At 62.0% G+C, this 25,614-nt stretch carries 22 protein-coding genes; 14 read left to right on the top strand and 8 right to left on the bottom strand.

The genetic code is table 11. From position 1 onward, the window contains the following. The first annotated feature begins 260 nt into the window (after nt 1–260). The 7 genes from A3M7_RS0134375 (at nt 261) to A3M7_RS0134345 (ending at nt 7,857) form a co-directional block, all read left to right on the top strand. Entirely contained in the window at nt 261–1,070 is an 810-nt protein-coding gene (locus A3M7_RS0134375; protein WP_027547976.1) for an ABC transporter permease, read from the top strand. Nucleotides 1,071–1,126: 56 nt separating this feature from the next. Continuing rightward, nucleotides 1,127–2,119: an ABC transporter substrate-binding protein gene (locus A3M7_RS0134370; RefSeq protein WP_027547975.1), complete on the top strand. Its 993-nt coding sequence runs from the start codon at nt 1,127–1,129 to the stop codon at nt 2,117–2,119. A gap of 151 nt (nt 2,120–2,270) precedes the next feature. Further along, on the top strand, nt 2,271–3,116 hold the full coding sequence (locus A3M7_RS0134365; RefSeq protein ID WP_027547974.1) for an ABC transporter ATP-binding protein: 846 nt from the start codon (nt 2,271–2,273) through the stop codon (nt 3,114–3,116). Between the two features lie 6 nt (nt 3,117–3,122). Continuing rightward, nucleotides 3,123–4,520, top strand: a complete 1,398-nt coding sequence (locus tag A3M7_RS0134360; protein WP_027547973.1) for a hypothetical protein — start codon at nt 3,123–3,125, stop codon at nt 4,518–4,520. Then, complete coding sequence (locus A3M7_RS0134355) at nt 4,517–5,668, top strand: Gfo/Idh/MocA family protein (RefSeq protein WP_027547972.1); 1,152 nt, start codon at nt 4,517–4,519, stop codon at nt 5,666–5,668. The genes A3M7_RS0134360 and A3M7_RS0134355 overlap by 4 nt, the downstream gene beginning before the upstream one ends. Nucleotides 5,669–5,803: 135 nt before the next feature. Then, nucleotides 5,804–6,994 carry a dihydrodipicolinate synthase family protein gene (locus A3M7_RS0134350; protein ID WP_027547971.1) on the top strand — a complete coding sequence of 397 codons (1,191 nt, stop codon included), beginning with the start codon at nt 5,804–5,806 and terminating at the stop codon, nt 6,992–6,994. Beyond that, nucleotides 6,994–7,857: a sugar phosphate isomerase/epimerase gene (locus A3M7_RS0134345; RefSeq protein ID WP_027547970.1), complete on the top strand. Its 864-nt coding sequence runs from the start codon at nt 6,994–6,996 to the stop codon at nt 7,855–7,857. Before A3M7_RS0134350 ends, A3M7_RS0134345 begins: the two co-directional genes overlap by 1 nt. Before the next feature lie 153 nt (nt 7,858–8,010). Here A3M7_RS0134345 and A3M7_RS0134340 read toward each other — a convergent pair whose 3' ends face one another. The 3 genes from A3M7_RS0134340 to A3M7_RS0134325 all read right to left on the bottom strand — a co-directional run bounded on the left by A3M7_RS0134340 (nt 8,011) and on the right by A3M7_RS0134325 (nt 11,877). Further along, on the bottom strand, nt 8,011–9,390 hold the full coding sequence (locus A3M7_RS0134340; protein WP_245284381.1) for an adenylate/guanylate cyclase domain-containing protein: 1,380 nt from the start codon (nt 9,388–9,390) through the stop codon (nt 8,011–8,013). A 26-nt stretch (nt 9,391–9,416) separates the two neighbouring features. Then, on the bottom strand, nt 9,417–10,556 hold the full coding sequence (locus A3M7_RS0134335) for a substrate-binding protein (protein ID WP_027547969.1): 1,140 nt from the start codon (nt 10,554–10,556) through the stop codon (nt 9,417–9,419). Nucleotides 10,557–11,679: 1,123 nt separating this feature from the next. Further along, nucleotides 11,680–11,877 (bottom strand): hypothetical protein, encoded by a 198-nt coding sequence (locus tag A3M7_RS0134325; protein WP_027547968.1) that lies wholly within the window; start codon nt 11,875–11,877, stop codon nt 11,680–11,682. A 370-nt stretch (nt 11,878–12,247) separates the two neighbouring features. Between A3M7_RS0134325 and A3M7_RS0134320 the strand changes: the two genes are divergently transcribed. The 3 genes from A3M7_RS0134320 (at nt 12,248) to A3M7_RS0134315 (ending at nt 14,005) form a co-directional block, all read left to right on the top strand. Further along, nucleotides 12,248–13,114 carry a L,D-transpeptidase gene (locus tag A3M7_RS0134320; protein WP_027547967.1) on the top strand — a complete coding sequence of 289 codons (867 nt, stop codon included), beginning with the start codon at nt 12,248–12,250 and terminating at the stop codon, nt 13,112–13,114. Nucleotides 13,115–13,494: 380 nt separating this feature from the next. Beyond that, complete coding sequence (locus tag A3M7_RS49150) at nt 13,495–13,698, top strand: hypothetical protein (protein ID WP_156937063.1); 204 nt, start codon at nt 13,495–13,497, stop codon at nt 13,696–13,698. Nucleotides 13,699–13,744: 46 nt separating this feature from the next. Next, nucleotides 13,745–14,005, top strand: coding sequence for a hypothetical protein (locus A3M7_RS0134315; protein WP_027547966.1), 261 nt, complete (start codon nt 13,745–13,747; stop codon nt 14,003–14,005). 138 nt (nt 14,006–14,143) lie between these two features. Here the strand turns inward: A3M7_RS0134315 and A3M7_RS51125 are convergent, their stop codons facing one another. Then, a complete protein-coding gene (locus A3M7_RS51125) occupies nt 14,144–14,398 on the bottom strand; it encodes a Spy/CpxP family protein refolding chaperone (RefSeq protein ID WP_256374906.1) in 255 nt (84 codons plus the stop codon). Between the two features lie 111 nt (nt 14,399–14,509). On the opposite strand from A3M7_RS51125, the gene A3M7_RS0134305 reads away from it, so the two are divergent. Next, on the top strand, nt 14,510–16,231 hold the full coding sequence (locus A3M7_RS0134305; RefSeq protein WP_027547965.1) for a SulP family inorganic anion transporter: 1,722 nt from the start codon (nt 14,510–14,512) through the stop codon (nt 16,229–16,231). A gap of 129 nt (nt 16,232–16,360) precedes the next feature. Here A3M7_RS0134305 and A3M7_RS0134300 read toward each other — a convergent pair whose 3' ends face one another. From A3M7_RS0134300 to A3M7_RS0134290, 3 genes are all read right to left on the bottom strand, one after another. Further along, entirely contained in the window at nt 16,361–18,037 is a 1,677-nt protein-coding gene (locus A3M7_RS0134300; protein ID WP_245284379.1) for a Spy/CpxP family protein refolding chaperone, read from the bottom strand. Nucleotides 18,038–18,676: 639 nt separating this feature from the next. Next, complete coding sequence (locus tag A3M7_RS0134295; protein ID WP_027547963.1) at nt 18,677–19,864, bottom strand: 6-phosphofructokinase; 1,188 nt, start codon at nt 19,862–19,864, stop codon at nt 18,677–18,679. A gap of 90 nt (nt 19,865–19,954) precedes the next feature. Continuing rightward, on the bottom strand, nt 19,955–21,100 hold the full coding sequence (locus A3M7_RS0134290) for a fructose-1,6-bisphosphatase (protein ID WP_027547962.1): 1,146 nt from the start codon (nt 21,098–21,100) through the stop codon (nt 19,955–19,957). Between the two features lie 636 nt (nt 21,101–21,736). Between A3M7_RS0134290 and A3M7_RS51395 the strand changes: the two genes are divergently transcribed. Then, on the top strand, nt 21,737–22,126 hold the full coding sequence (locus tag A3M7_RS51395; RefSeq protein WP_198033865.1) for a hypothetical protein: 390 nt from the start codon (nt 21,737–21,739) through the stop codon (nt 22,124–22,126). 136 nt (nt 22,127–22,262) lie between these two features. Here A3M7_RS51395 and A3M7_RS0134280 read toward each other — a convergent pair whose 3' ends face one another. Beyond that, nucleotides 22,263–23,606, bottom strand: a complete 1,344-nt coding sequence (locus A3M7_RS0134280) for a DUF2254 domain-containing protein (protein WP_027547961.1) — start codon at nt 23,604–23,606, stop codon at nt 22,263–22,265. A 68-nt stretch (nt 23,607–23,674) separates the two neighbouring features. Here A3M7_RS0134280 and A3M7_RS0134275 point away from each other — a divergent pair, with 68 nt between their 5' ends. Both A3M7_RS0134275 and A3M7_RS0134270 read left to right on the top strand, forming a co-directional pair. Next, nucleotides 23,675–24,109, top strand: a complete 435-nt coding sequence (locus tag A3M7_RS0134275; protein ID WP_027547960.1) for a potassium channel family protein — start codon at nt 23,675–23,677, stop codon at nt 24,107–24,109. A gap of 207 nt (nt 24,110–24,316) precedes the next feature. After that, nucleotides 24,317–25,351 carry an IS110 family transposase gene (locus tag A3M7_RS0134270; protein WP_027543953.1) on the top strand — a complete coding sequence of 345 codons (1,035 nt, stop codon included), beginning with the start codon at nt 24,317–24,319 and terminating at the stop codon, nt 25,349–25,351. Nucleotides 25,352–25,614: the final 263 nt, after the last annotated feature.

The raw sequence follows: 25,614 nt of genomic DNA, 5'->3' as shown, positions 1-25,614 counted from the left end.
TGATCTATCGACGGCGCGCGGTGCTAATCCCGAACGACCAGTCTTCGCCAAACTTTCTCCTGTGGTTATGGTCCCGGCCTTCGCCGGGACGACACCGAATGTGTGGCGCCGGATTACTCCACCAAGAACACCTCCATCGGCGATCCCAGGCCTAAATGGCCGGAATCCCCCGCGCAAAACGTCACAGGGAAAGCTCTGGACAGTATTTATCCAACGAGTTAATTTCTCCCCAGAATGAAGAAGAATGCCGGGAGTGAAATTTGGCCGAACCGAAGCAGCAAGGTGCGGTGTCCGAGGTGCTGAACGCGGCCTGGGTTCGGCCGTTCTTGTTCCTGGTCTTCATCGTGGTGGCCTGGGATCTCGCGATCCGGGTGTTCAGGATTCCCGCCTACCAGATCCCGGCTCCGCTCGATGTCGTCGCCGTGCTGCGCACCGAATGGCCGGAACTGCTGCGGCAGTCCTGGCCGACCACCTATGCGACCGTCTGCGGCTTCCTGCTCTCGGCGCTGTTCGGCATTCCCGTCGCGATGCTGATCGCGGGGTCGAAGACGGTGGAGAGCTACGTCTATCCGCTGCTGGTGTTTTCGCAGTCCGTGCCGAAGATCGCGATCGCGCCGCTGTTCGTGGTCTGGTTCGGATTCGGCATCATTCCCAAGGTCATTTCCGCCTTCCTGCTCGGCTTCTTCCCGGTGGTGGTCTCGGCGGTGCAGGGCTTCAAATCGGTCGACCCTGACATGGTCGATCTCGCGCGCGCCATGCAGGGCAGCCGCTTCCAGGTGTTCCGCGCGGTGAACCTGCCGCATGCGCTGCCCGCGATCTTTTCCGGCCTCAAAGTGTCGGTGACGCTCGCGGTGGTCGGCGCCGTCGTCGGCGAGTTCGTCGGCTCCAATTCCGGCATTGGCTACGTGATGCAGCGCTCGATCGGCACGTTCGACCTGCCGACGATGTTCGCAGCCCTCGTGATCCTGGCGCTGCTCGGCGTGATCCTGTTCTGGATCGTGGACCGGATCGAGAAGCTGGTCATTCCCTGGCATGTCAGCCAGCGCGAGGACGTGATTTTCGCTGCGTAAGCGAAGCAACGAACGGCCACCAACGGCCGAAACAACAACGACAAGGGAGAGTGACGATGAAGCGGTGGATAGGGGCTGCATCAGCGGCGCTGCTGGCGTTCGCGGCCATGCCGGCGCAGGCGGCCGACAAGGTCGTGCTGATGCTGAACTGGTACGTCTATGGCGAGCATGCGCCGTTCTATTACGGCAAGGCCAAGGGCATTTATGCTACCGAAGGCATCGACCTCGAAATCCAGGAAGGCCGCGGCTCGGCTGCAACCACGCAGGCCGTTGCCGCCAAGACCGCCGACTTCGGCTATGTCGACGTGCCCACCATGATGCGCGCCGCCATCAAGGGCGCGCCGGTGGTCGCGACCGGTGTGCTGCTTCAGACCTCACCGATGTCCGCCATGGGCTTCGTCGACAAGAACATCAGGAAGCCCGAGGACATCAAGGGCAAGACGGTGGCGATCACGCCGGCGGACTCCATGACCCAGATCTGGCCGCTGTTCCTGAGGAAGACCGGCCTCAAGGAGAGCGACTTCCAGACGGTGGCGGGGGACGGCCAGACCAAGCTCAACGCCGTCATCAACGGCCAGGCTGACCTGCTGCTCGGCTACGTCATGGACCAGTCGATGAAGATCAAGGACGCCACCGGCAAGGACGTCTATCCGATCAAGTTCGCCGACTACGGCATCAACATGGTGTCGTCAGGCATCATCGCCAACGCCGACTATGTGAAGGCCAATGCCGACCTCGTCCGCCGCTTCATGTCGGCGACGACCAAGGCGGTCGAAGCCGCCGAGAAGGAGCCGAAGGCGGCGGCGCAGTCGATCCTCGATGCCAATCCGAAGGGCGGCAAGATCGACACGCTGACGCAGGGCTTCGAGCTGACCATTCCGCTCTACCGGACCGCGGAGACCAAGACCAAGCGGCCGTTCCAGGTCACCGACCAGAACATGACCGAGACCGTCAATCTGCTGGTCGAATATGGCGGGCTCGATGCCAAGGCCAAGGACAACCCGAAGGCGTTCTACACCAACGATTATCTGCCGAAGAGTGGCTCGTGAGCGACAAATATCCCCTGTCGTCCCGGCGAAGGCCGGGACCCATAACCACCGTCCATGCTTGTTACGGAAGGTCTCTCGCCGCGTGCCCAAACGCGCCGGCACGGCGTATGGGTCCCGGCGTTCGCCGGGACGACGGGCCGAGAGGGGTGCGATGAATCCCGCGACCAAACCAATCGACGCGCAGCCGGCCGCGCATCTGAGACTGGTGAGCGACCGGGCTGCCGGCGAGGCGTCGGGCATCAAGCTGTCCGGCGTGTCGAAGACCTACCGGACGCGCGACGGCGACGTGCCGTCGCTGCGGCCGCTCGATTTTGACATCAACGAGGGCGAGTTCTTCGTCGTGGTCGGCCCAAGCGGCTGCGGCAAGTCCACGCTGCTCAAGCTGATCTCCGGGCTGCTGCCGCCGACGTCAGGCGAGATCCTGGTCGAGGGCGAGAAGGTGACGAAGCCGCACGGCAATGTCGGCATCGTGTTCCAGAACGCGCTGCTGCTGCCATGGCGCAACATCCTGTCCAACGTGATGCTGCCGATCGACATGAAGCGGCTGCCGCGCCAAAAATATCTCGACCGCGCCAAGGCGCTCTTGAAGCTGGTCGGGCTCGAAGGTTTCGAGAAGAAGCTGCCCTGGCAGCTCTCCGGCGGCATGCAGCAGCGCGCCTCGATCTGCCGTGCGCTGGTGCACGATCCCAAGATCATGCTGATGGACGAGCCGTTCGGCGCGCTCGATGCATTGACGCGCGAGCGCATGAATGTCGAGCTGATGCGGATCCAGCGCGAAACGAAGAAGACCGTGCTGCTGATCACGCATTCGATTCCGGAGGCCGTGTTCCTCGCCGACCGCGTGCTGGTCATGACCGAGCGACCCGGTGCGATCGCCGCGATCTACGACGTGCCGCTGCCGCGCCCGCGCTCGCTCGACGTGATGGCCGATCCGGTCTTCACCGAGCTGGTGCAGCGAATCCGCAAGCACTTCTTCTCACAAGGTGCATTGGATTAACGACCCATGGCGCCGCGCCTGAAGCTGCGAGACATCGCCTTCTTCGAACGACCCGTGCAGTTCGCGCGGCCGTTCCGCTTTGGCGCGATCACGCTTCACGCGACGCCGCAGCTGTTCGTGCGGGTCGAGATCGATGTCGAGGGCAGGGGAACCGCGGTCGGCGCCAGTGCCGAACTGCTGGTGCCGAAATGGTTCGACAAGCGGCCGGAGCTGTCGCCGGCGCAGACGGTCGACGGTCTGCGCCGCTCGCTTCAGATCGCGCGCGGCCTTTATTTGGCGCGGACCGGATATCTGACCGCGTTCGACCTGCATGCGTCGTGCATCGGCGCACAGATTGCGACCTGTGCGAAGAAGAACATTCCGGCGCTTGCTGCGGCTTACGGCCCTGCGGAGGTCGACAAGGCGGTCCTCGATGCGGTGCTGCGTGCCGTGGAGACCAACTTCTTTGACGGCATGGCCGGCAACATTGCCGGCATCGATGCGCGGCTGTCGCCTGATTTGAAGGAAACGGATATCACAACGTTTCTTGCCGGCCGCAAGCCGCTGCCGCGGGTTGCTATCAGGCATACCGTCGGCCTCGACGATACGGTCGAAGGCAAGGGCGGCGTCGCCGACGCTCACGAGAACGCCGGCGCGCGTTACTTCAAGCTGAAGCTGTCGGGCGATCCCGCAGGCGACGCAGCGCGGCTGGCGCGGATCGGCAAGGAGCTCGATACGCTCGGACACGGCTACAAGGTGACGCTCGATGCGAACGAGCAGTACGCCGATCTCGCGGCGCTTCAGGCGTTGATCGATCGGCTCGATCGTGACCCGGGCCTTGGACCGATCGCTTCGCGGTTGCTCTATATCGAGCAGCCGATGCCGCGTGATATCACACGTCAGTCGCCGCTCGGCTCGCTCGCCGCGCGCGGTTTCATCATCGATGAGGCCGACGATTCCTACGATGCCTTCCCTGCCGCTCGGGCACTCGGCTATCACGGCATCTCCTCGAAATCCTGCAAGGGGCTCTACAAGTCCGTCGTCAACGCGACGCGCGCGGCGAAGTGGAGTGCGGACGGAGGGACGTTCTTCGTGACCGGCGAGGACCTGACCTGCCAGGCCGGCCTTGCCGTGCAGCAGGATCTCGCGCTCGGCGCCTTCCTCGGCATCGCCCATGCCGAACGCAACGGCCACCACTACGTCGACGGCTTCGGCGATACGCCCGCCGCGGAAGCCCAGGCCTTCGCGGCCGCACATCCAGATCTCTATGCCGATGCCGGCCACGGCATCCGGCTCAAAATTCACGACGGCGATCTCCTGACGGGGTCGCTCAACGCAACGGGCTTTGCGACGTCGGTCCATCCGGACTGGTCGGCGCTCGGCCCGCTCGAACAGCCAAAATCACTTCAGGAGCAATTGGCATGACCACCCAACGCCTCGGCCTCATCATGAACGGCGTCACCGGCCGCATGGGGCTCAACCAGCATCTGATCCGCTCGATCGTCGCGATCCGCGACCAGGGCGGCGTCCGCTTGAAGAACGGCGACCGCGTGATGCCGGATCCGATCCTGGTCGGCCGCAGCGCCGACAAGGTCGAGGCCCTCGCCAAGCGGTTCAACATCGCGCGCTGGACCACCGACCTCGACGCTGCGCTCGCCGACAAGAACGACACCATGTTCTTCGACGCCGCGACCACGCAGGCGCGTCCGGGCCTTCTGACCCAGGCGATCAATGCCGGCAAGCACGTCTATTGCGAGAAGCCGATCGCGACGAACTTCGAGGAGGCCCTCGAGGTCGTCAAGCTCGCCAACGCCAAGGGCGTCAAGCACGGCACGGTGCAGGACAAGCTGTTCCTGCCGGGCCTCAAGAAGATCGCCTTCCTGCGCGACTCCGGCTTCTTCGGCCGCATCCTCTCGGTGCGCGGCGAGTTCGGCTATTGGGTGTTCGAGGGCGGCTGGCAGGAGGCGCAGCGGCCGTCCTGGAACTACCGCGACGAGGACGGCGGCGGCATCATCCTCGACATGGTCTGCCACTGGCGCTACGTGCTCGACAACCTCTTCGGCAACGTCCAGAGCGTGGTCTGCATCGGCAACACCGACATCCCGGAGCGTTTTGACGAGCAGGGCAAGAAGTACAAGGCGACTGCGGACGATTCCGCCTATGCCACATTCCAGCTCGAGGGCGGCGTCATTGCCCACATCAACATGTCCTGGGTCACGCGCGTCTATCGCGACGACCTCGTCACCTTCCAGGTTGACGGCACGCTCGGCTCGGCCGTCGCGGGCCTGTCGGACTGCATGATCCAGGCGCGGCAGGCGACCCCGAGGCCGGTGTGGAATCCCGACGAGAAGCGGCTGCACGATTTCTACGGCGACTGGCAGAAGCTGCCGGACAATGTCTCCTACGACAACGGCTTCAGGGAGCAGTGGGAGATGTTCATCCGTCACGTCTACGAGGGCGCTCCTTACAAGTTCACGCTGCTGGAAGGCGCCAAGGGCGTGCAGCTTGCCGAATGCGCGCTGAAGAGCTGGAAGGAGCGGCGCTGGATCGACGTCGCCCCGATCAAGGCCTGATGTCGATTGGATAAGTCTCGATGTTTACAAGCCGTCATTGCGAGCGAAGCGAAGCAATCCAGAGTGTCTCCACGGAAACAGCCTGGATTGCTTCGTCGCTTCGCTCCTCGCAATGACGGGGAGAGGTCTGAAATCATGAACAAGCCCGTCCTGCCGATGTCATCCCTATCGTTGAAGCTGCCCAAAGCCGACCGGTCCATCGAGACCTACCGGCTCGCGGCCTCGCGAACGTTCCCGGCGAAGCTCGAGGGACCGCTGAACCGCATCGCATTCTCGGCCGTGCACACGGTGGCCGATCCCTTTGCCGACAATGACCCGTGGCTTTCCGCATCTGTTGACTGGGACAAGACCATCGCCTTCCGCGAGCACGTCTGGGACCTCGGCCTCGGCGTCGCCGAAGCCATGGACACCGCGCAGCGCGGCATGGGGCTGGACTGGCCGACCTCGCTGGAGCTGATCACGCGCTCGGTCGGCGCTGCAAAGCGTCGCAATGCGCTGGTGTTCTCCGGCGCCGGCACGGACCATCTCGCGGTGGAGGATGCCAAAACCATCGACGATGTCATCCGCGCCTATGAGGAGCAGGTCTCGGCGGTGGAGAAGGTCGGCGGCCGCATCATTTTGATGGCGTCGCGCGCGCTGGCAAAGCTCGGTCGCGGCGCCGACGACTACGCGAAGGTCTACAACCGTGTGCTGTCGCAGGTCCGCGAGCCCGTGATCATCCACTGGCTCGGTGACATGTTCGATCCAGCACTGACGGGATATTGGGGTACCAAGGATCTCGACAAGGCCATGGATGTTGCGGTGGCCATCATCAACAACAACGCCGCCAAGGTCGATGGCGTCAAGGTCTCGCTGCTCGACAAGCAGCGCGAGATCGACATGCGCCGTCGTCTCGACAAGCGCATCAAGATGTATACCGGCGACGACTTCAACTATGCGGAGCTGATCGCCGGCGACGAGCAGGGTTTCTCGCATGCGCTGCTCGGCATCTTCGACGCGATCGCGCCGGCGGCGTCTTACGCGCTGTCGCGGCTCGCTGCCGGCGACGAGGCCGGTTTCCACGACGTGCTGGGGCCGACCGTGCCGCTGTCGCGCCACATCTTCAGGGCGCCGACGCGCTTCTACAAGACCGGCGTGGTGTTCATGGCGTACCTCAACGGCCATCAGGATCATTTCACCATGGTGGGCGGGCAAGAGAGTGCGCGCTCGATGCTGCATCTGGCCGAGCTGTTCCGGCTGGCCGACCAGGCCGGTCTCCTCACCAATCCGGAACTGGCGACGCGGCGGATGAAGACCGTGCTGGCCTCGCACGGACTGGAATCCTGATGCGCGATTTTTCGTCCGACCACCGCTGGCTGTCGCTGAACACGGCAACGGTCCGCAAGCAGGGTGACCTCGTCGAGATCATTGACGCTTGTGCAAAGCATGGCATCCGCGCCATCGATCCCTGGCGCGACCAGGTCGCTGCCGTCGGTCTCGATCGCGCCGCCCGCGCGGTGCGCGATGCCGGGCTCGAGCTGTCAGGCTATTGCCGCGGCGGCATGTTCACCTCCGACGCATCGCGCCGCACCGAGGTGCGTGACGACAACCGGCGCTGCGTCGACGAGGCCAAGGCGCTGGGCGCATCCTGCATCGTCCTCGTGGTCGGCGGCCTGCCGCAATATTCGCGGCCGGGCAGCGAGGCTTCGAAGGATCTCGTGGCGGCGCGCGGGCAGGTCGAGGAAGCGCTGGCCGAGATGCTCGACTACGCCAGGCAGGCAAGCCTGCCGCTGGCGATCGAGCCCTTGCATCCGGCTTACGCCGCCGACCGCGCCTGTGTGAATACGACACAACAAGCACTCGACATCTGCGACCGGCTCGACCCAGGCCGCGGCGGCATGCTCGGCGTCGCGCTCGATGTCTATCACATCTGGTGGGACCCGGAGCTGATGAGCCAGATCGCGCGCGCCGGCAAGGATCGCCTGCTTGCCTTCCACGTCTGTGACTGGCTGGTGCCGACCAGGGACATCCTCAACGACCGCGGCATGATGGGCGACGGCGTCATCGACATCAAATCGGTGCGCAAAGCAGTCGAAGCGCAGGGTTTTGCCGGCTATTCGGAGATCGAAATCTTCTCCAACGACTGGTGGGGCAAGCCCATGGACGAGGTGCTGCGCACCTGCATCGCGCGGCACAGGACGGTGGTGTAGGCCCCGCGAGCGGCGCCCTTGCGGTCGTTCACGCCTGCGTCGGCGAGATTGTTATGCGATGGACTTCCATCTTTTGACCGACCCCCTTCAGGTTCTCGTAGTTGCACGACACCGAGCGTGATTTGACGATGTCGGCGACGCCCGGTGCCTCCATCACCGTTGCGCTGATGCAGACTTCGTTGACATCGGCGAGACCTTGCACGCGGCGGCGATATTCACGTCCTGCCCGAAATAGTCGATCCGGTCGTTGAGATTCACCGCAATCGCCCGGCCCCTGTGGACACCGACCTTGAGGCCCAGCGGCCGCGAAGCGGTCCGATTGAATCGCGACAGCTCTTCGACCATCTCGATGGAGGCGTGAACGGCGTCCTGGGGACGCTCGAAGCCGGCCATGACCGCGTCGCCGATCGTCTTCACGATGGCGCCGGATCGTTCTCGGATGATCCTGTTCAAGATCTCGAAGTGCTGGCGAACCAGAAAATACGCGTTCACGTCACCGACGCTTTCATACAGAGGGGTCGACTTCTTCAGATCGGTGAACAGGTAAGTCATGTCCGAGATATTGAGGCTCTCGCCCTCATCCACCAGCTGCGCCTTGTAGAGTTCGCGGAAGCTCGGGGTGAGCAGCAGCCGCTTGCCGGAAAGAAACGGTTCATACTCGACCAGATGGGGCGCGAAACCTGGGGGATACTGGACGAACCAGAAGCGACCGCGATCGTCGGTGCGGTTCTCGATCCGGATGGTGTGCTTGCCTGGGCTGAGATCGGCCGTCTGCCGGAACGAAAAGCGTCCGTCGCCGAGGACCATGTCTTTCGGTGCCGTCGGCCGGTCCGGCACATGGAAGCGGCCCGACTCGAGTTGGACCAGCGTCCCTTGCGGCTCTGCCGGCTCCCCGTTCGCGAAGAAGACCAGAAGCAGCTTGTGGCTCAAATCCAGCACCTCGAAACGGCCAGCTGTGACATCGAAGTCGAAGCTGCGGTGCTCATGAGCCTCGATATCGGCGAATCCCCGTGAGAGCGCGGCAACGAGCTGCTGATGCGTCATTCCATGCGGAGCGATGAAGCCCTTGGAAAAGTTGTAACGCAGGTAAAAATCCTCGACCGACAGCCTCTCGGGATGGCGGAATATGATGTCGCGGACGCCGCTCGAGACCGTAAATGCGACCTGAATGTAGTCGTCCAGCGCCACATCGTTGATCGCGTTGCAGAACGCACACTGAAAGCGTGGATGGACCTGGTCGAGCTCGCGGAAGCTGCCGGCGACCTGCGGGCAATAGGCGCAGATCAGCAGCCAGTCCATATCGAACAGGCCCACCTTGGCGGCGTGCACGAACAGCTCGATCGCGTCCGCCTCGGACATGCGGACGGCGCCGCCGTATTGGATGGGGTTGACGCGAAGAAGATCATAATCGTCGGCGGTCCGGATGAAGCGCTCGAGCTCCGGCAGAACATTCGGTGGCCAGCTTCTTGCCGCTTCGAGCGCGGCGAGACGCTCGCTCAGGAGACTCTCGTTGACTGGAGACCGGACATTCATCTCACGCTCCCTAGCTGGTGGGCTGACTACGCCATTGGTCTTCGGCCGGACTCCGCGACGGACGGCACCATCGCCTCGTCCGGCGCGATAGCCCCCAGGCTCTCGACGATCTCGAAACGGCCGCTCTTCGCCTGGGCGATATACATGTTCATGCGGACGTGGTGCTGGCCGGGTACCATTTCCGCCGGACCACCCGGCCCCTCGGCGATCCCCGCGTGATCGAGCGCAGCGATGACGTCCTCCTGGCGCAGCGAGCCGGCCTCGTTCACGGCCGCCGCCCAGAGCTTGATCCCACGGTAGAGGCCGGAGCAGGCGCTGCCGCCCGTGAACTGCTCCTTGCCGTGATAGCGCTTGTCGTACGCGCCGAGCAGCGTCTTGCTGAAGGGATCGCTGACGTTCTGGTAGAAGTCGAGGCAGCCGTAGAGGCCTTCCACATGCGGCGCGGGCAGCAGGCCGAGCAGGTTCTCGTCGAAATAGGTGCAGATCAACTGCCCGCCGCGGTCCTGAAAACCGGCGTTATGGAGTTGCGCGAAGAAGGGCACGACCCCGGGTGGAACGATGGTGTTGAACACCACGTCCGCGCCGCTCGACATGATCCTGGCAACTGTCTCGTCGTACTCCATGTGATCGAGGGGATGGTATTCCTCGCCGACGATGCTGCCGCCATTGGCGGTGACGAGCTGGCGGACCCTCTCGTTCATCACGTGCGGCCAGATGTAGTCTGCGGACGGCAGGTAGAATGTCCTGGCACCGGTCTTGCGCATCAGCCAGGGGATGAGCGGGTCGAGCTGCTGCGCCGGCACCGGGCCGGTGCAGAAGATCAGCGGGTCGCATTCCTGCCCTTCGTATTGCTCGGGGTAGACGTAGAGCGTCCTGCCCTTCACGACGGCCGGGCCCTTGATGGCCTGCCGCGTGGAGCTGTAGATGCCGCCGAAGATCACATCCACCTTGTCCTGCAACACAAGCTTGGCCGCCTTGGCCTCCGCGACTGCGTCGGTCGTTGCGCCGTCCTCGAGGTAGAGTTCGATGTTCCGGCCCAGCAGACCGCCATTGGCGTTGATCTCGTCAACCACCATCCTTGCCACGTTGGCGTTTGCGCGGCCCATGAATGAAAGCGCTCCGGTCTCCTCCGCGATCATGCCGACTTTGATGGACGCTTGTGTCATGGCAGATACTCCCCTGAGCTTTGTGCCCGCGAGCCGAGGTGCGGCTATACCGACGCGAGGTCCACCCGAAGCGTCTTTCGGTCTCGGCAAACTTGTGACGGCCGACAACTTCTTGCTCGATGAAACGACGCAAGTTTTCAGGCGCGATCCTGGCTGTGCCGCTGCACACACCCAAAAATTCAGCGATTGGAAATTCAGCGATCGATAAGTGCTACGGTCTCCTGCTCCTCGGCAGGTGCGGCTTCATTGGTCCGCACGAATGCAAAACGGGATGACACTGAGATCCGTGCGTCGGCGCTGCCATCCTGGCCGATGACAATGAGTCCCGCTCCGCCATTGGCTACGTTCAAGATGACGGGGGCGCCCGTCCACGTCCTGATTGGCTCCATTCCGATGATGAGAAACTCACCGATCGGCTGGTCAAAATATTGACGCCTCAGCTGTGGCCCGACTTCCGCCGCCGCAAGTCCGAAACCCAGCTGTAGCCTTAGTTGGTTCTGCAGGACGTCTCGCGCCGTACATTGAGCGCTGGCTTCGCTCGCAAACAGGAGAGTGCAAGCGGTACAGAGCATCGCAACAATGAGAATGCGGCAGTGGCGCCATCCGGCGAATGACACTGTGGGGCATGGCAACTGACTTTCCTGCCAGCTGTTTGGTCCATAACGGACCTCTCTTGCGCAAATGCAGCGCAAAAAAAATCAGACTGTCACTTCACTATGGTCGGGCCGGTTCACGGCAGAAAGCCGTCGTCCTCGCAGCCTATAAAGATTGGTCCCGGAAATCCCGCAAAGGTTCAGCGACGATGACGCCAGATGACGGACTCAATATAGGTCAGCGTGGGTGCACGTCTTGCGACGCGGCCAACTCGTGCGGAGCGGCGAGCTGGGGGAGTACCACCAATGCTGAGGTGGGCAGCCATCGGCTTTCAGGCAGAATGCCATCACCCCGATGCCACAGCCTCGCTGCTCAGCGTGGCGTAGAACCCGTCCTTGGCGGGGCAAGACCAGCTTGGCGGCTGTCGGCGCGGCCTCATGGACTTCCGCGTTCGGTGGCGAAACGGACACTGATCGGACTTGCTGCCGGCTCGACCCGGTCGCGAATGACCGTAGCAGACCTTTAGAGGTCACCGATCATGATCGCGATTTTCAACATAACGGTACAGCGTGACCACAACGATGGCTGGTATCCCCCAGAAGGTTGCCACCAAGAGACCAACAAAACCAAAGGTGTTCGCATCCTTGCTCCCGCCGAGAAGCAATGTGGCCACCACCACGGATATAGCGACCATTCCAATAAGCTTGGCAAAAGACTTCGCGTTCACGAGCCTTGATCCTTGAGGTGATGGTCACGCTCACGCACATCCTCATACAGATCACAGATTGATCGTATCTAACAACTCATCGGTTTGCGTTGTCCGCAATTGGCCCTTCGCGCCACTTTGCTCGCCGCGAGAGAACTTCCGAAGTTGGTGCTAGACCGGAAGTCATCGGCTAAGGTCCAGGCTGGCGCTTCTGACCCAAAGCGTTAACGAAAGCGCTGCGCGTGTCCGCTCTGCCCGATTTCTATGTTGCCGAACAAGAGTCCGGCGTTAACCATCGCCGGCGGTTCCCGTCTGCGCGAAATCGCTTCGAGGTTTCTTAAATTTTGCCGGGTACCTCTTCCAGGCATGATGACCTGGGGAAAGAAAAGATATGAGTAAGCGGGCCAAACGTGGAAAGGCAGGGGCGCTCGCACTCCCAATGGCCGGGCGAGTTGCAATTGGCGTCGTGGCCGTCGCTGCATTGGGGTACGGTTTGCTGTCTCGCCCGGCGAGCGTGCAACCGATACGGAAGCCGTCCGCACCCCAAGCGATGGCATCGTCAACCCCGGTTTACGTGGCAGCTCCAGTTCATGCACCAGCGCCAGCGCCAGCTCCGGCTCCGATTCCGGCCCCGGCGCCTCTGGTCGAACCGCCAAAAGCGGCTGAAGGTCCCGGAGCATTTGTCCGGCAGGTGGTTGGCTACGCCAGCCACCAGACGCCGGGCACCGTGATCATCGATACCAGGAACACATTCCTCTATTTCGTTCTGAACGACACGCAGGCACTGCGCTACGGCATCGGTGTTGGCCGCGAAGGTTTCACATGGTCCGGTGAGCAGACTGTGGCTCGTAAAGCAGAATGGCCGGATTGGCACCCGCCTGTGGAGATGGTCTCGCGTCAGCCTTATTTGCCGCGGTTTATGGCAGGCGGTCCCGGCAACCCGCTCGGCGCTCGGGCGATGTATCTGGGCGAGACCGAATATAGAATTCACGGCACCAACAAGCCCGATACGATCGGGAAGCGGGTTTCGTCCGGCTGTATCCGGCTGACCAATGAAGACGTCGTGGACCTCTATGAGCGAGTGAAAGTCGGAGCGAAAGTGATCGTGCTTCCGGCAACCGCTGCCCGTCGACCATCCCAGGGAGCGACGCCCGACGCCGCCTTCCGATCGCCGGACCCGGCATCGCCGCCGAACCGGCCCGCGGCAGCCAACGCGCAGATGCTGTCACTTGGACCGAAGATCGCCGAGGCCCAGTAACTCAGTCCTCCGTCCTCGGCCTGCAACTGAGGACAAGCAGGCAATTCAAGTCGCAGCTTCTGGCCCATCTCGGATCTTCGGCCCTCCGCCGCATTGGGCGGCTCTCGGCCGAATGCCGGACATGTGGTTAACGAGATAAGAAGCACGCCACGTCGGTGCTGTGCCCCGTTGGATTTGGCCGGAAATCGGTCCGTGCGACGCATCCGACGGCGAACTGATAGGAGTACCACCAACGAGAGGTGGACAGCCATCGGCTTTCAAGCAGAATGTCATCACCCCGATGCCGCAGCCTCGCCACACTCTGTGCCAGATCGGATGTGGTAATCGGTGCATCAACGATCATCAGGCCCGGCGGATGTACCCCTGCCTGATGATCTTGAATGGCCCCGACGAGCAATCGTCGGGGCCATTGTTGTGATCGGCGTGGCAAGGCCAGCGAGTTTTGCCGCGCCGCGTCTTTTGCTGCCGCCGATGCCGGCGTCGTTCAGCCCGACTATTCGCTGAAAAGTCAGACGATTGCGCTGTCATCGATTGACCGTCAAACACCGGACTATCACTCGTCAATTCAATCTGCAAAGCTGTGACAACACAAATGCGCCTGTAAGCAAACAAGCGCGAAGGAGGTTCGCAGTGGAGAAGGTGCAACGCTTGCGTGCGATGGGTTCGCTGTGCCGTCAACAGGCAGCATACAACAGCATGAACAAATGGAAGCTGCTCGCAGAAGCAGAATACTGGGATCACCTGGCCGATCTCGAGTTGTCTTCATACTTCCAGCAATGCAACGCCACAGGCTCGGACGAGATGGAGCGGTCGCAAGCGATCACAACCACGAACGAGGCTGGGCAGAAGACGATTTCCGCAGCGTGCGGTCAGAACGAGGCTGCCGGCTGAATCCCGTGCCACCGCGCTTCTCAGAGGGAACCGCGGCCCGGACACGCGTGTTCTCGTCGAGCGTTGCGACAGAGCGATTACGTCACCCCACGTCGTTCGGCCGCTGCGCAATTGCAACGAGAGAATGCGACGCCGCCCTCACGGCCCTGCGACCTGTTGCAGCGTGTTGAAGCGCGCCTTCTGCTCGCTGCTCAGCATGGCGTAGAACTCGTCCAGGGCGGGCTCGACCAGCTTGGCGGCCCTCAGCATGGCCCCTCTGAATTGACTTCCGCTTTCAGCGGCAGAACGGACATTGGTCGGACTTCCTGCTGGCTCGACCCGGTCGCGAATGACTCCAGAACGGACATGCCGCGGACCTGGCAAAATTGGCGCGAATGAGCGGAGATGTGACATTTTTCCACCTGCCGGGGGACGCAGCAGCCTAGACTGGGTTCTGGCTGGGCCAAGCGCGGCCAATGCGTGAGCGTGGCCAACGAGCCCGGCCGGGTCTGGAAGTGACCGCCAATGAAGCATTGGACCGACTGGCTGCCGGCAATCGAAACCCTCCGCCGATATGAGGCGGCGTGGCTTCCGCGCGATATCTTCGCCGGACTCGTTCTGGCGACGATGCTGGTCCCGGTTGGAATTGCCTACGCGACAGCATCGGGCTTGCCTGGCATTGCCGGTCTGTACGCAACGATCGTACCGCTGTTGGTCTACGCGTTGTTTGGCCCCAGCCGCATCCTCGTGCTGGGCCCTGACTCGGCGCTGGCAGCTGTCATCCTTGGCGTCGTCGCCCCACTGTCTGTTGGCGATCCTCTTCGCGCCGCAACGCTCGCTGCGATGATGGCGATCGTTTCGGGGACGGTATGCATTCTAGCCGGCATCGCGCGCCTGGGTTTCGTCACCGAGCTGCTCTCCAAGCCGATAAGGTACGGCTATATGAACGGAATTGCATTGACCGTTTTGATCAGCCAACTGCCAAAGCTCTTCGGCTTCTCGATCGGGAGCGAAGGACCTTTACGAAGCCTATGGGCGATCGCCGCTGCAATCCTTGAAGGAAAGACAAACTGGGTCGCATTCGGGATTGGGCTCGGCACGCTGATGGTCATCCTGCTGCTCCAGAACAACAAGCGGCTGCCGGGCATTCTGATTGCAGTAGTTGGGGCGACCGCCATCGTCGGCGTGCTTGATCTTGGGACTCGTTTCGGCGTGGCGGTTTTGGGTCCTCTTCCGCAGGGCCTGCCGGGTTTCGCGATCCCCTGGATCACCTACGGCGATATCGTCCCGGTACTGGTCGGCGGCTGCGCAATCGCGCTGGTATCGTTCGCTGACACCAGCGTGCTTTCGCGCGCCTACTCCGCACGATTGGGCACTCATGTCGATCCCAACCAGGAGATGGTGGGGCTTGGCGCGGCCAATCTGGCAACCGGCTTTTTTCAGGGCTTCCCGATCAGCAGCAGCGCTTCGCGCACTCCCGTTGCAGAAGCCGCCGGCGCCCGTACCCAGCTAACCAGCGTCGTCGGCGCGCTTGCCATCGCCGTCCTTCTGCTGGTGGCACCAAACCTGCTTCAGCATCTGCCCACCGCTGCATTGGCGGCCGTCGTAATCGCCGCCGCGATCGGCTTGTTCGAGGTCACCGACCTCAAGCGAATCTATCGGATTCAGCAGTGGGAGTTTTGGCTATCGATGGTCTGCTTTGTCGGCGTGGCGGTGCTCGGAGTGATTCCAGGAATTGGTCTGGCAATAGCAATCGCCATCGCCGAGTTCTTGTGGGACGGTTGGCGCCCACACTCCGCCGTGTTGGGTCGCGCCCATGGCGTCAAAGGTTATCACGACATCACAAGATATCCGGATGCACGCCAAATCCCCGGGCTGGTCCTGTTTCGGTGGGATGCGCCGCTGTTCTTCGCCAACGCCGAATTCTTCAAAGAGCGCGTACTGGACGCCGTGGCGAAATCGCCGACGCCGGTACGCTGGCTGGTCGTTGCGGCGGAGCCTGTCACCAGCGTGGACGTTTCCGCCGGCGATACAGTCGCCGAATTGGACGAGGCGCTGCACGCGCAGGGTATCGAGTTCTGCTTTGCCGAACTGAAAGATCCAGTCAAGGACAAGCTGAAGAGATTTGGACTGTTCTCGCAGCTTGGCGAGCAATATTTTTTCCCAACCATTGGCGCAGCCGTTTCCAGTTACCTGGAAATCAATGATGTGGAGTGGGTGGACTGGGAGGACCAGGCCAAACGTTAGGAATTGGCATGCCGGGCTTGAATACAAACGCCGATTGACTTCCGATTCCGGCCCTAATGCGAATATGCTTTTTGCAAAGCGCGCAATCAGTGACGGTGCGCACCTCGAGCGGCACAGGACGCGCCGCGCTCAAGGGCCTGCCACCTGCTGCAGCGTGTTGAAGCGCGCCTTCTGCTCGCTGCTCAGCGTGGCATAGAACTCGTCCAGGGCAGGTTCGACCAGCTTGGCGGCCGTCAGCATGGCCTCGAGCCGGCGTTGCATCGCCTCCAGCCGTCCGACCGGCGTCAGCGGCACATCGTTCGGGCAGGCCGCCTGCAGGCCCTCAACGCCCTTCGTCGTCGCTTCGCTGAGACGGTCGAGCGCTTCCTTCTGCTTGCCCGCGGGGTGGAGCACGGCCTCGATCCTTTGGATCGGCAACTGGGTCAGGCCGGACTTCGGATCGCCGCAGCTCTCCGCACGGGCTTCCTGGGCACCGGCTTCCTGCTGCTGCGGCGAGCGGTCGGCGACATTGGGGCCGAGCGCGTTGAAGCGGGCCTGCTGCTCGTCACTAAGCGAGTTGTAGAAATTCTCCAGCGCCGGCCGCACGATCTTGACCGCTTCCAGCGTCGCGTTGACGCGGTTCATCATCGCCCGCAACCGGCCGGGCGGAGTCAGCGCATAAGTCTCCGCGCAGGAGTCCTTGAACACACCGGCAGCGCTGGTCGCCGCGGTCTTCAATTCGTCGAGCAGCGCGCGTTGCTCCGGCGTCGGCCGCACCGCCCGCGCGATATCGGCAAGCGGCCAGGCGGTGACGCCCTTGTCCGGTGTGCCGCACAATTGCTGCAGCGTTTGCGGGCTCACACTGGCGCGCGGGCGCGCGCGGGAGCCGCCGCCGGCTTGCGGATAGTCATACGGGTCGATGCTGGCATAGGCGGAATAGGGGCTGTCGCCACCCCAGAACACAGTGTCGACGAAGTCGTCATAGGCGTACGCCCAATAGCCGGGCTCGTACGCGTAGGACCAGAATGTGTAGTCAAAAATGTCGGAGTAGGCGTACGGCCAGAACACGGGCCCAAGCCACGCCACGAACACCGCGGGATGGCGGTGTCGCCAGGCCTGCCGGGGATACCAGCCGCTCTGGCGGGCGACGAGGGCCGCTTGGGTCTGCGCAGTGGTCTGCTCGCGGAAGCGCGCGGCAAACCGCCCGCGGTCGGCGGCGCGCGCGGCGGCCGCCGCTGCGGTTGCAGTGGGAGCCTGCAGTCCCAGCCGCTGCTGGCGCGCCAGATCAACTTGCTGCGTGCGCTGCTCGCGCTGCAGCAGGCGGTTCTGCGTCTGGAGCATCCGTTGCTGCTCGCGTTGCGCCCGCGCGCCTTCCGGCTTCTGCGATTGCAATTGCTGCACGCGCTGCTGCAGGCGATCGATGCGGGTCTGGCGGTCCGCGGTCTGGCGCGACAGCATCTCGCGCTGCCGCTGCTGTACCATCTGCTGGCGCTGCTGGATCTGTTGCTGATGCTGCTGCGCGCGCTGATCGATCTGCTCCCGTCGCGACAGCCGCTCGCTTACGGCCGGTGCTGCGCCTGGACGGGAGGGGCCGGCGATATGCGGCGCCGGCCGCGGTGCCATGGCCGGACGTTGCGGCGCTGCCGGCGCCCGATGAAATTCAGGCCGGGGTGCCGCTATGTGCGGGGCAGCCCGCTGCGGCGGTGCAGCGAAGTGGGGAGTCGGGCGCGGCGGCGGTGCGGCGAAGTGCGGCGCCGGATGCGGCGCCATGGCCGGTCGCTGCGGCATGGCCGGGGGATGGAATGCCGGCGCGGCGGGACGCGCCATGGCTGGCGGCGCCGCCGGACGGGCCATGGCAGGTGGTGGTGCTGCCGGCCGAGCCGCCGGCGCTGCGGCCGGCCCCGCTGGTCCACCTCTTCCGTGTCCGGGTCCCTGGGCGGACGCGCCAACGCTCGTCGCCAGCATCGAGACGCCAACCAAGAATGCCGTCACGCAAACGCCACGGGGACGCATGATCGTCGCTCCCAGCTCGAAACCGCCCACGACTCTCAACGCGCGGGGGGCGGAATCGTTCGTTGTTGGCCGCCGCCGGCATTGCGATCTTCCGACGCAGGCAGCGTCAGGAGAAATCCTGCGTCAGGGTCGTGGCGAACTGCTCCAGCGCCCAGTCGACCTCAAGCGGCTGTCCAGCTTGAGCCAATTGCGGGCAGGGGCAATTGGACGAGGTGCTGCGCACCTACATCGAACGGCACAGGACGGTGGTCACGAGCGCTGCCCTCACGGGCTTGCGACCTGTTGCAGTGCGTTGAAGCGCGCCTTCTGCTCGCCGCTCATGGCATAGAACTCGTCCAGGGCGGGTTCGACCAGCTTGGCGGCCGTCAGCGTGAGCCCTCCGAATTGACTTCCGCTTTCTGCGGCAGAACGGACATTGGTCGGACTTACTGCTGGCTCGCCCGGTCCGGCACGCTAAGACGCGCGGTTAAGAAAGATCGGCAGCCCCTGCTTGTTGGCGTAGATCGGGCGGTAGCGCTCCGTGTTGTAGCTGCTCGCAACGTCCAATTTGCGCGGACCGAGCTTGGCGTCAGGGATGGGCACGAGGTCGTAGCGGCCCTCGACCAGCGCCGACATGAGGCCGGTCTTGCTTTCCAGCATGGCATCGTAGGCCATGTTACCGAAAGTCAGGGCCACAAGCTTGTCGATGAAGTCCGGATCGCCCGATCGCAAATCGTAGGTGAGATCGGAGGTGATCGTCTCCTCGCCGGTGCGCCGCTTGATCTCGTCGGCAAGCGATTCCGCCACGTTGGCCTTCTTGCGGTGACCGTAGGCGTCAGGCTCGCCGTATTCCTGCAGCTTGTAGCCTTCCCACTGAGCTCCCTCGCTGAGCACGATCAGCGCGTAGTTGCTTGGATTGGCGCGCTTGTCCTCGATGAGCAACTGGATCAGCTTGTCGAGGTCGACCTTATACTCCGGTATGACGCACCGTATCGAGGTCGCATACGCGGTGTAGAGTGCCGTAAATCCGGCATCGCGGCCAAAGACGCGGAAAATGCCAATTCGCTCGTGCGACCCGACGGTGGTTCTCTGCCGCTGGATGGCATCGCTGGCGCGGGTGATCGCGGTCGAGAAGCCGATGCAGTACTCGGTGTTGCGGACGTCATTGTCCATCGTCTTCGGGATGGCGATGATCTTGACGCCGAGTTCGTTGAGCTTGGCCGCATAACTGAGCGTGTCGTCGCCGCCGATGGCGATCAGGTGTTCGATGCCAAGCCCCGAAAGGTTGGCGAGCACCCGGCTGGTGAGGTCCCATGTCTTTGTCGCGATGCCGCCGTTCGTGCTCAGCGAGACCGGGACTTCATTGCCGACGAGATGATCGGGCAGCTTTTTTATCTTGGAGGGATTGACGCGGCTCGAGTGCAGCACGGTGCCGCCGCGCCGGTCGATGGTTCGAGTGTTTTCACGGTTCAGCGGGATGACGTAGTGGGACCTGCTGTTTGGGTCGTCGAGGTTCAGGTGCGTGAGGGCCTCCCAACCACGGCGCAGACCGACAACCTCGATGTCGTCCTCACTGCCGCGATAGGTCACGCTCTTGATGACTGCATTGAGGCCGGCGACGTCGCCGCCGCCCGTGAGAATGCCGATGCGTTTTTTTGCCATGTCCACCTCCCGGATCGGCATGTCGTCATAGCGCCTGCATCTGTCGATTGAACGGTGAACGTCGCTCCCGCTTCTGAATGGAGGCGGTCGCTACTCGGCCGCTTCCGGCTTGCGGTCGTCGCGCAGTCGAAAACGCTTCAGCAGTCCGGACACGGTGTCGCGGAAGCCGCCATATTCCAGTTCGGAATAGGGTAGCATGGCGGCGCCAGACCAGCCCTGGCTGCGCATCTCGATGGCCTTGCGCTGGGCGCGCCGGCGGACCTCATCCCATGCCGGGTTGTCGAAGAAATCGGTGTAGGACTCGGCAAAGCGGCCTTCGCTGTCGATCGAAAAGCCGACGCAAGAAACGATCGGCAGGCAGTACATGCCGGTCACGGGCGTGTTGAGTGGCACCGGCATGAGCGGCATCACATGCGAGCCGCGTGCATCGCCGCCCACGAAGTGCGCTTTGGCGAACGGCGAGAGTATTTCCTCCGGAGCTGGGAAAATCCCCTGGTTCCTGACGATCGCGACTGGATCATCCTTGCCGGTGTACTTGCCTGCGATCGCGTGGAGGCGCTGTGCCGAAACGGCCACGACGACCTCGCCATGGGTTCGAGAAATGATGCGATCGATGCCGAAGCGCTCGTTGTCGCGAAGCAGGGCGGCAATGTGGTAGCTGTCGGCGGGTGCGTCGAGCTCGAGCAGGCTGTCGCCGGCCGTGTTGTCCATGTCGATGAGATGGAAACGGAATCCCTTGATCATCGGAGGCAGCATCAGCCCAGCGCAGTACATGGGGTCGGCAAAGGCGAGATAGAGCGGCAGGTTGTAGGCGCCGGGGCCGCATTTGTCGGCCGCGAACACCATGAAGGACTCCGCGGGTCGCACGCCGGAGAGGCTGTGGTCGAAGCTGAGCTCGGCGACGCCTGGGCCGGCGCCGCGAATGTTCCCGGAAGGCGCGTCGGCGAGAAGATCCTGGCCAGCGCCATAGAGCCCGGATGTTTTCGCGACCGAGGTGGCCGCGAGGAACGTCTTCCAGGCGAGTTGATGGACCTCGGAGCTTCCTTCGCCCCGTGTGTGCGTCATGATGATCGCAATGTCGTCGCCGGTGTGGCAGATGAAACCGTCGATCAGCAGACCATTGCAGATCGCCTTGGCAACCTCGCCCTCGACAGTCGCCATCATGCGTGAAGACGGTTTCGTATGCCCGCCAACGGAGCCAACGTCAGCTTTGATGACTGAAAGAGTGAGTCTCATGAGCAAATCTCCGATCGGCGCAGCTCAGCGCCTCAAGCCTCGGCGCTTGCTGCGCCGGCACGGCGCTGCTCATTCGCGGACAAAAACGTCCGTCGCTCCGATAGGTTCCACGCACCCCGTTCATCCGGTTGCCGGGATCATGCAGAGTTTTGCCTTAGGACCATGCGTCACTATTTGCTGCGCTGCACCGCTATGCTAGTTTTGGGACCACACCCGATTTCGCAGGGACAGTCATGCTGATCCAATTTCTGGTAGGCGGGATCGTTAGTATTTGTAACATCACAATTCATGCCTTGGTGATGACCGTGGTGGTCGGCGGAGGCCCATATACTCTCCTCGTCATGAATCACGGCATTTCTGGCGACCCACAGCAGCGGCCTTTCTTCCCAGCAATCGAGTACCGCGACGCGGCGCCTTGGTTTGCACGACAGGGTTACTTCGTAGTCTCCCCGGTGAGATACGGTTCCGTGTCAACCGACCAGCCGGAGCGAGGCCTATTTGGCCTCTACTTCGCGGACGTTGGGAGTTGTGACAAGCCCAATTTCCGCGGGCCGGGACTGATGATTGCGACCCTTGATCAGTGGGTGATCGACTTCATGCGGAAGGAAGCGGCAGTTGCGCCGGGGAAGGCCATCGTTGTTGGCCAATCCGGTGGCGGATGGGGAGCCATCGCCCAGCCTGAACCCGTCGTCGGTGCAAGCGATCATTACCTTTGCGGCAGGTCGAGGCGGACGAGTTGATGGTAAGCCGAACAACAATTGCGCGCCCGACAAGCTCGTCGAAGCAACGCGCAGTTTCGGCAAGACGTCCCGCATCCCAATGCTGTGGATTTACGCGGAGAACGACACATACTTTGGCCCGGACTTGGCGAAACGAATGCACGAGGCGTTTACAGCAGTGGGCGGGAATGCGGAGTTGCGAGTGTTTCCATCGTTTGGAAGCGACGGCCACTTCTTTATCGGTGCGGCTGAAGCCATTCCAATATGGTCACGTCCAGTAGGTCGGTTCCTTGACGAGCATCAATGAAGCTCTCCTACGTCAGCTTCGGGCCCAAAGCGTCCATCATCGCGACGCAGCGGTATGTCCGTTGTTCGCGGAAGACCGGAAGTGGCTGGCGTTGGGGTCAAACCGACACTTTTGACCCGGGACCGGACATCTCTGATCAAGACGAAGTTCTTTGTCGGCGCGATAGGCCGAGTCCCTGCCGATCCTCCTGGCGCGCCGTTTCCTGATCATCCGTAGCGAGATCTGAGCGATCGACAGTCGAATCGAGTTGCTTGATATATTGCTGCACCGCCTTGATCCTGTTGTCGGCCGTCACCGAATCGACCAACCCCACGAGCGCCGACCTCAGGCGGCGCATCACCTGCACCGAATCCGCACCGTAGTGGCGAATTTCATCGAATGCCAACACCAGATAGTCCTCCCATGGCATCGGGAAAATGAGTCGCAAAACGCCGTCCGCATCGCGGGCATACCCCGCGTCCAAATCGTGCCCTCCCAGCCGACGCAACAAATCCTCGATCTGGTCGATAGCTTGGACCGCCGTAGTCGGATCGTTGATCGCCGGCGACAGCGCCTTGATGGCAATATCAACCAGAAGCCGGATGGGATATTTCGGGTCCTGCTCGGACGTCCGTTCAAACCCAAAGTGGATGGTCCGCATGAGGTCGCTTTCGGGCAGCGCAATTTTAGCCCCATGAACCTGCAACAGCCGTGTATTTTCGACGAGGGTATCGCCGACCCCGCATGCCATCACGATGACGGCTGCCGCCTTTTGAGCCTGGCGAACCAAGTCGTCGATATCGAACTTAACAATCGTGCGCGGCGCGGCGAAATACCTTAACGTTTGGACAACCGGACCCAAGTCAGAGACATTGTACGTCTCTTGTGCGCGGTTTGATCGATTTTTCGTTTTCTCATCGAGGTGATCAAACATCTCGCGTATGCCCTCGCGACCTGTATCGCCGATTACGTGAAGCACGTTAGTGATCTGGAGGTCGCTCAAGCCCTTCATCAGCGCGGAAAATAGAAGCATGCTGAGCAAAAGCAACCCCGCGACCGCGAAGCCGGAGAGCAGCGGCACGACCCCGGACCCATTGCGATCGACATGGAGCAGAACTGAAAGAGAATAGGTGAACGTGGCGATGAACACACCTAGCGAATGAAATAGCCTTGGGTCGCGAGCTAAAAGGAGAACGAGCCTCGGTGAGTATGCAATGGCACTGAACTGCACCATGACCAAGCCGACTGTAAACACGATACCGGTGAGCGTGATCATGCCGGAAGCGACAGCCGAAAGGAATGCCTGAGCCGAGGCAACGGAAATGCCGGAATGGTATGGAAAGTATGCCTGCTCAAGTCGCGGCAGGGTAATCCCAATGAAGAAACTCGCAGCAGCGTATATCATTGGGACCAACCAGAGAGGCATCAGACCGCGCGCCTTCAATTTGCCTGCGGTTGGACCAATTTCGTTCCGCAGCCCCTCGGAAGCATAACGCGGCATTGCTCACATTTTCAAGCTGGCGTATGCCAATTCGGGTCTTCTGCCAACTTACCAAGGTGGCGTTAGTCATGCTAATCCAATTTCTGATAGGCGGCATCGTCAGTGTTTGTAACATTACAATCCATGCGATGGTGATGACCGCGGTGGTGAGCGCGGCACGAGCATCGGCTACAAAAAGTCCCCATCCGTCCCTGCTCCTAATCTTCACTATGATCGCAACCGTTTCGGTCTTAATGGGGGCGCATGTTCTCGAAGTGTTTGTTTGGTCACTGGCCTACTCGATTGTGGACGCTGCGCCTGCCGGCACAAACCTCGTGTATTTCGCATTCGTAAATTACGCGACACTTGGCTATGGCGACGTGACCCCGGTGGAGGACTGGAAGCTGCTTGGTCCCATAACGGCGATGAACGGTGCTCTAATGTTTGGGTGGTCGACGGCTGTCATTTTTGAAGTACTGCAAAAAACAATGAAGATTAGTTCCGACATCGCGGACTCCGGATAGCGCATTTCAGGTGAACTGACGATCCGATGTCTGCTCATGGCCCATCGCGTCGTTTCGCGGCGGTGCGGGATTTGATCGCTACCAGGGCATAGCGGACATTGGGCAAGCCTGCACCAATCAAGCTCGCTTTATGATGGGGTGGACGCCCCGCCGACGGCATCGATGTGCCAAAGTGGAGGTGTTTAGCACCACTTAAGGGAGGCGTCCGTGGCAGAGGTTAGCATAATCGGTCTGGATATCGCCAAGCATGTTTTCCACGTTCATGGCGCGGATGGGAAAGGACGGACTTTATTCAGCAAACGGATCAGCCGGGGAAAGTTGCTGGATTTCTTCGCGGCTCAGCCGATCTGCACAGTAGCCTTAGAGGCATGTGGAGGAGCTCATCACTGGGCTCGGCAGCTCGCGCAGCTTGGCCATAGCGTTCGGCTGATCCCTCCCGCGTATGTAAAGCCATTTGTGAAGCGACAAAAGAACGACGCGATTGATGCTGAGGCGATCTGCGAAGCCGCGCAGCGGCCGAGCATGCGGTTCGTTGCCGTAAAGAGCGAGGAGCAACAGGCTGCGGGCTTGGTATTTCGAACCCGTGACCTGTTAGTGCGGCAACGAACCCAGCTCATCAACGCGATCCGAGGACACCTCACGGAGTATGGTTGGATCGCGCCCAAGGGGCCATCACATGTGGCGAAACTTACCGACCACATCGAAGAAGAAGCTATGGCCAGTTCACTTCCCGAAGCGGCCCGCCCCATGTTACGAGTGATGCTAGACCTGCTCGCCGAGTTGAATGGCAAGATCGCATATCTCGACCAGGAGATCGCTCGGCGCGCTCGCGAAGACGAGGTATCGCGCAGGCTGATGACCATTCCTGGCATTGGCCCAATCTCCGCCACCGCGATCGCCGCTCTAGCACCGCCGGCCGAGACCTTTTCCAAAGGCCGTGACTTCGCGGCATGGCTCGGTCTCACGCCTCTTCAAAGATCGACAGGCGGCAAGCAGAAGCTCGGTGCGACATCCAAGATGGGCGAACGCACGCTTAGGCGCCTCCTCATCATCGGCAGCAGCGCGGTTGTGCAACAGGCAAGCAAACGCGGTGCGCCAAGGGGTTCGTGGCTCGAACAGATGCTGGCTCGCAAACCACGCATGCTGGTAACAGTCGCCCTCGCCAACAAGATGGCGCGGATCGTCTGGGCGCTACTTATCAAGCAGGAGAATTACAGGGCTCCGGTCGCAGCCAAGGCGTGATCCTGGCGGACCTGAGGTCGTCGGAGGTGTAGTCGGTCGAAGGAGAGTATGGCGCAACAGTCGGCGAGACGAGGCCGGAAGAACCAGGCGTACTCATCGTGCCCAGAGCACGCTTTTATGATTTGGTTCCGGTCTGCGAACTCCCATACGGGCCCGCAGCTTCATCGCTGCACCATCAGAGGCCGGACAGATGGCAGCATCCGACTACGTGCCGATCTTCTTCAAAAATCGCTTGCATCTCGCGGGGCGTCCACAGATGAGTA

The organism is Bradyrhizobium sp. WSM2254, from assembly GCF_000472645.1.
Classification (GTDB): domain Bacteria; phylum Pseudomonadota; class Alphaproteobacteria; order Rhizobiales; family Xanthobacteraceae; genus Bradyrhizobium; species Bradyrhizobium niftali.
Note: the sequence above shows the minus strand (reverse complement) of the source record. Positions and strands in the feature narration are given on the sequence as shown.

What these genes read in the sequence shown, in the direction of transcription:
- A3M7_RS0134370 (WP_027547975.1), top strand. Translation starts at nt 1,127, where the DNA reads ATGAAGCGGTGGATAGGGGCTGCATCAGCGGCGCTGCTGGCGTTCGCG.
- A3M7_RS0134365 (WP_027547974.1), top strand. Translation starts at nt 2,271, where the DNA reads ATGAATCCCGCGACCAAACCAATCGACGCGCAGCCGGCCGCGCATCTG.
- A3M7_RS0134360 (WP_027547973.1), top strand. Translation starts at nt 3,123, where the DNA reads ATGGCGCCGCGCCTGAAGCTGCGAGACATCGCCTTCTTCGAACGACCC.
- A3M7_RS0134355 (WP_027547972.1), top strand. Translation starts at nt 4,517, where the DNA reads ATGACCACCCAACGCCTCGGCCTCATCATGAACGGCGTCACCGGCCGC.
- A3M7_RS0134350 (WP_027547971.1), top strand. Translation starts at nt 5,804, where the DNA reads ATGAACAAGCCCGTCCTGCCGATGTCATCCCTATCGTTGAAGCTGCCC.
- A3M7_RS0134345 (WP_027547970.1), top strand. Translation starts at nt 6,994, where the DNA reads ATGCGCGATTTTTCGTCCGACCACCGCTGGCTGTCGCTGAACACGGCA.
- A3M7_RS0134340 (WP_245284381.1), bottom strand. Translation starts at nt 9,390, where the DNA reads ATGAATGTCCGGTCTCCAGTCAACGAGAGTCTCCTGAGCGAGCGTCTC.
- A3M7_RS0134335 (WP_027547969.1), bottom strand. Translation starts at nt 10,556, where the DNA reads ATGACACAAGCGTCCATCAAAGTCGGCATGATCGCGGAGGAGACCGGA.
- A3M7_RS0134320 (WP_027547967.1), top strand. Translation starts at nt 12,248, where the DNA reads ATGAGTAAGCGGGCCAAACGTGGAAAGGCAGGGGCGCTCGCACTCCCA.
- A3M7_RS49150 (WP_156937063.1), top strand. Translation starts at nt 13,495, where the DNA reads ATGGCCCCGACGAGCAATCGTCGGGGCCATTGTTGTGATCGGCGTGGC.
- A3M7_RS51125 (WP_256374906.1), bottom strand. Translation starts at nt 14,398, where the DNA reads ATGTCACATCTCCGCTCATTCGCGCCAATTTTGCCAGGTCCGCGGCAT.
- A3M7_RS0134305 (WP_027547965.1), top strand. Translation starts at nt 14,510, where the DNA reads ATGAAGCATTGGACCGACTGGCTGCCGGCAATCGAAACCCTCCGCCGA.
- A3M7_RS0134300 (WP_245284379.1), bottom strand. Translation starts at nt 18,037, where the DNA reads ATGGCGCGTCCCGCCGCGCCGGCATTCCATCCCCCGGCCATGCCGCAG.
- A3M7_RS0134295 (WP_027547963.1), bottom strand. Translation starts at nt 19,864, where the DNA reads ATGGCAAAAAAACGCATCGGCATTCTCACGGGCGGCGGCGACGTCGCC.
- A3M7_RS0134290 (WP_027547962.1), bottom strand. Translation starts at nt 21,100, where the DNA reads ATGAGACTCACTCTTTCAGTCATCAAAGCTGACGTTGGCTCCGTTGGC.
- A3M7_RS0134280 (WP_027547961.1), bottom strand. Translation starts at nt 23,606, where the DNA reads ATGCCGCGTTATGCTTCCGAGGGGCTGCGGAACGAAATTGGTCCAACC.
- A3M7_RS0134275 (WP_027547960.1), top strand. Translation starts at nt 23,675, where the DNA reads ATGCTAATCCAATTTCTGATAGGCGGCATCGTCAGTGTTTGTAACATT.